Here is a 2,798-nt window from a genome sequence, read left to right as displayed (position 1 = left end):
CCGCTCGCCGCCACCTCCGATTCTCCCGCCGGAACCCTTCGAGGACGTGCTCGACGACCTCGTCGAGCGACAGTCCCTTCTCGAGGTGCTGTTCGGGCGCGAACCGCACCTCGGCGTACACCACGCCGTCGTCGGCGAGGTCGAGGACGCATTCCCGGGCGACACGTTCGAGCCCCTGCGCCGTCTGCATCACGGCGACGGTGTGCTCGAACGTCTCGAGATAGCGCTCGAGCGACCCGCTGTCGGCGGACTCGCGGAACCAGCGCGCGAGGTCCGCCTCGGTGTGCGCCGGCAGCGACCAGCCGCACGCGTCCGCGAGTTCGAGGACCGTCCGCGGACGGAGACCGCCGTCGAGGTGGTCGTGGAGGACCACTTTGGGTGCGGTGCGGACGAGTTCGGGAGTCAGCCGGCCGTTCATGATCGGGACGGTAGTCGGCGGCGGCCGGTTCCGCTCGGTCTCCGGCCACCGTGCTTCTACTCCCGGATACGTTCGATCACGAGCGGCAGCCGGGCGGGCGCCGTGTCGGAGATGCGGACACCGTCGCGGAGGGCGGCGAGGGCGTCGGGAATGCGTCCCGGAGTGTCGGTGTGCAGCGTCGCGACGGGCTGTCCCGCACGGACGCGGTCCCCCAGGACCGCGTGCAGTTCGACACCCGCCCCGAGTTGTACGTCCTGCCCCTGCCGTTCGCGGCCGGCTCCGAGGCGCCAGGCCGCGATACCGACCGCGTACGCGTCGAGTTCGGAAAGCACCCCGTCCGCGTCCGCGTGGACGGTCTCGGTGTGCGTCGCGACCGGCAAGGGCGCCGAGGGGTCACCTCCCTGAGCGGTGATCATCGCGTTCCACCGGTCCATCGCGGTGCCGTCACGGAGCCGGTCGGCGGGATCGACGTCGTCGACACCGGCGGCCTCGAGCATCTCGCGGGCGAGGGCCACAGTCAGCTCGACGACGTCGTCGGGCCCACCACCTGCGAGTACCTCCACGGCCTCCCGCACCTCGAGTGCGTTACCCGCCGTCCGGCCGAGCGGGCTGTCCATGCGGGTGAGCAGGGCGCTGGTGTGCAACCCCTCGTCGGCACCGAGCTCGACCATGGTGCGTGCCAGCTCGCGGGCCTCGCCGAGTTCCTTCATGAAGGCACCGCTGCCGACCTTCACGTCGAGGACCAGCGCTCCGGTGCCCTCGGCGATCTTCTTGCTCATGATCGAACTGGCGATGAGCGGGATCGATTCGACGGTTCCGGTGACGTCGCGGAGCGCGTACAGCTTGCGGTCGGCGGGAGCGAGGTCGGCACTCGCCGCGCACACGACCGCTCCGACGGCCGGATCGGTGAGGATCTCGGCCATCTCCGCGGTGCTCAGGTCGGCGTTCCACCCGGGGATCGCCTCGAGCTTGTCGAGGGTTCCGCCGGTGTGGCCGAGGCCGCGGCCGGACAGCTGCGGGACAGCGACGCCGCATGCCGCGACGAGCGGCGCGAGCGGCAAGGTGATCTTGTCCCCCACTCCCCCGGTCGAATGCTTGTCGACGGTGCGCAGACCGAGTGCGGAGAAATCGAGACGGCGACCGGAGTCGATCATCGCGGTGGTCCACCGCGCCGTCTCCGCCCGGGTCATACCGCGGAACCAGACGGCCATCGCCAGGGCGGACATCTGGGCGTCGGAGACCACGCCGTGGGTGAACGCTTCGATGACCCAATCGATCTCGGTGCCGGAGAGCTCGTGCCCGTCGCGCTTGCGGCGGATGACGGTGACGATGTCAGGCACGGCGGTCCTCGTTCTCCCGCACGGCCGCGAGATCGTCGGGGCCGAACGCGTCGGGGAGCAGGTCGGACAGGCGACGGGGGCCGCCGTGGGCGTCCACCTGGAGGTCGGGGCCGCCGTGTTCGAGGAGCACCTGCCGGCACCGTCCGCACGGGGTCAGGACGTGGCCCCGGGAGTCGCAGACGGCGACGGCCCGGAGACGGCCTCCACCCTGCGCGAACAAGTTACCGACAAGTACGCATTCGGCACAGAGACCCAGTCCGTGTGAGACATTTTCCACATTGCACCCGAGGACCGTCCGACCGTCGACGGTGAGGGCGGCAGCCCCCACCGGGAATCCGGAGTAGGGCGCGTAGGCTCGCTCCATCACCTCATGTGCTTTGGCGCGCAACATTTTCCAGTCGATGTCCGGCATGGTTGATCATCCTGTCACGGTGGCGTGGGCGACGGTGGAGGACCCCTGCCGCGCCAGATCACAGTTGGAAAGGCAAACCTAACTTCGCTTTTGGGGGCTGTACGAATGGGGCGGGAGATTAGTTCCCGAGTTTGGGATGGGTCTAGAGTCGATCCAAGTCGGTTCAGGTTCACGTCGGGCCCGTACTGCGGAATCCCCCACAGGTAGGAGCAGCTCGACGCGTCCACCATTGACGTTGGAGGCACAGCACTCGATGAGCAGCACGACTGAAGCCGCCCCCGCAAAGGCGGGGCGCACACGGTCGCTTTACCGGGGAGACCCCGGCATGTGGTCCTGGGTATTGCACCGGATCACCGGCGTGGCGACATTCTTCTTCCTTTTCGTCCACGTCCTCGACACCGCACTCGTCCGGGTCAACCCCGAGACCTACGACGCGGTGATCGACACCTACAAGAATCCGATCGTCGGCCTCATGGAGCTCGGCCTGGTCGCGATGGTCCTGTACCACGCACTCAACGGCCTGCGGGTCATGCTCGTCGACTTCTGGTCGAAGGGCCCGAAGTACCAGCGCGTGATGCTCTGGACGATCCTTGCGATCTGGTTCGTGGTGATGATCCCCGCGACCGTT

At 68.4% G+C, this 2,798-nt stretch carries 3 protein-coding genes and 1 pseudogene; 1 reads left to right on the top strand and 3 read right to left on the bottom strand.

The annotated features are described in order from the left end of the window. The 3 genes and pseudogenes from R1101_RS0120455 to R1101_RS0120445 form a co-directional block, all read right to left on the bottom strand. Positions 1 to 418 (bottom strand): annotated as a pseudogene (locus R1101_RS0120455) (adenosine deaminase); the annotation flags it as partial. Between the two features lie 56 nt (positions 419 to 474). Next, positions 475 to 1,758: a thymidine phosphorylase gene (locus R1101_RS0120450; RefSeq protein ID WP_016935154.1), complete on the bottom strand. Its 1,284-nt coding sequence runs from the start codon at positions 1,756 to 1,758 to the stop codon at positions 475 to 477. After that, entirely contained in the window at positions 1,751 to 2,170 is a 420-nt protein-coding gene (locus R1101_RS0120445; protein ID WP_026003522.1) for a cytidine deaminase, read from the bottom strand. Before R1101_RS0120445 ends, R1101_RS0120450 begins: the two co-directional genes overlap by 8 nt. A 253-nt stretch (positions 2,171 to 2,423) precedes the next feature. On the opposite strand from R1101_RS0120445, the gene sdhC reads away from it, so the two are divergent. Then, positions 2,424 to 2,798 (top strand): succinate dehydrogenase, cytochrome b556 subunit (gene sdhC, locus R1101_RS0120440; protein ID WP_157179189.1); only part of this gene is annotated, 375 nt, incomplete at its 3' end.

Source organism: Rhodococcus sp. R1101, assembly GCF_000278445.1.
Classification (GTDB): Bacteria; Actinomycetota; Actinomycetes; order Mycobacteriales; family Mycobacteriaceae; genus Rhodococcus; species Rhodococcus gordoniae.
This window is presented reverse-complemented; position numbering and strand designations above follow the sequence as displayed.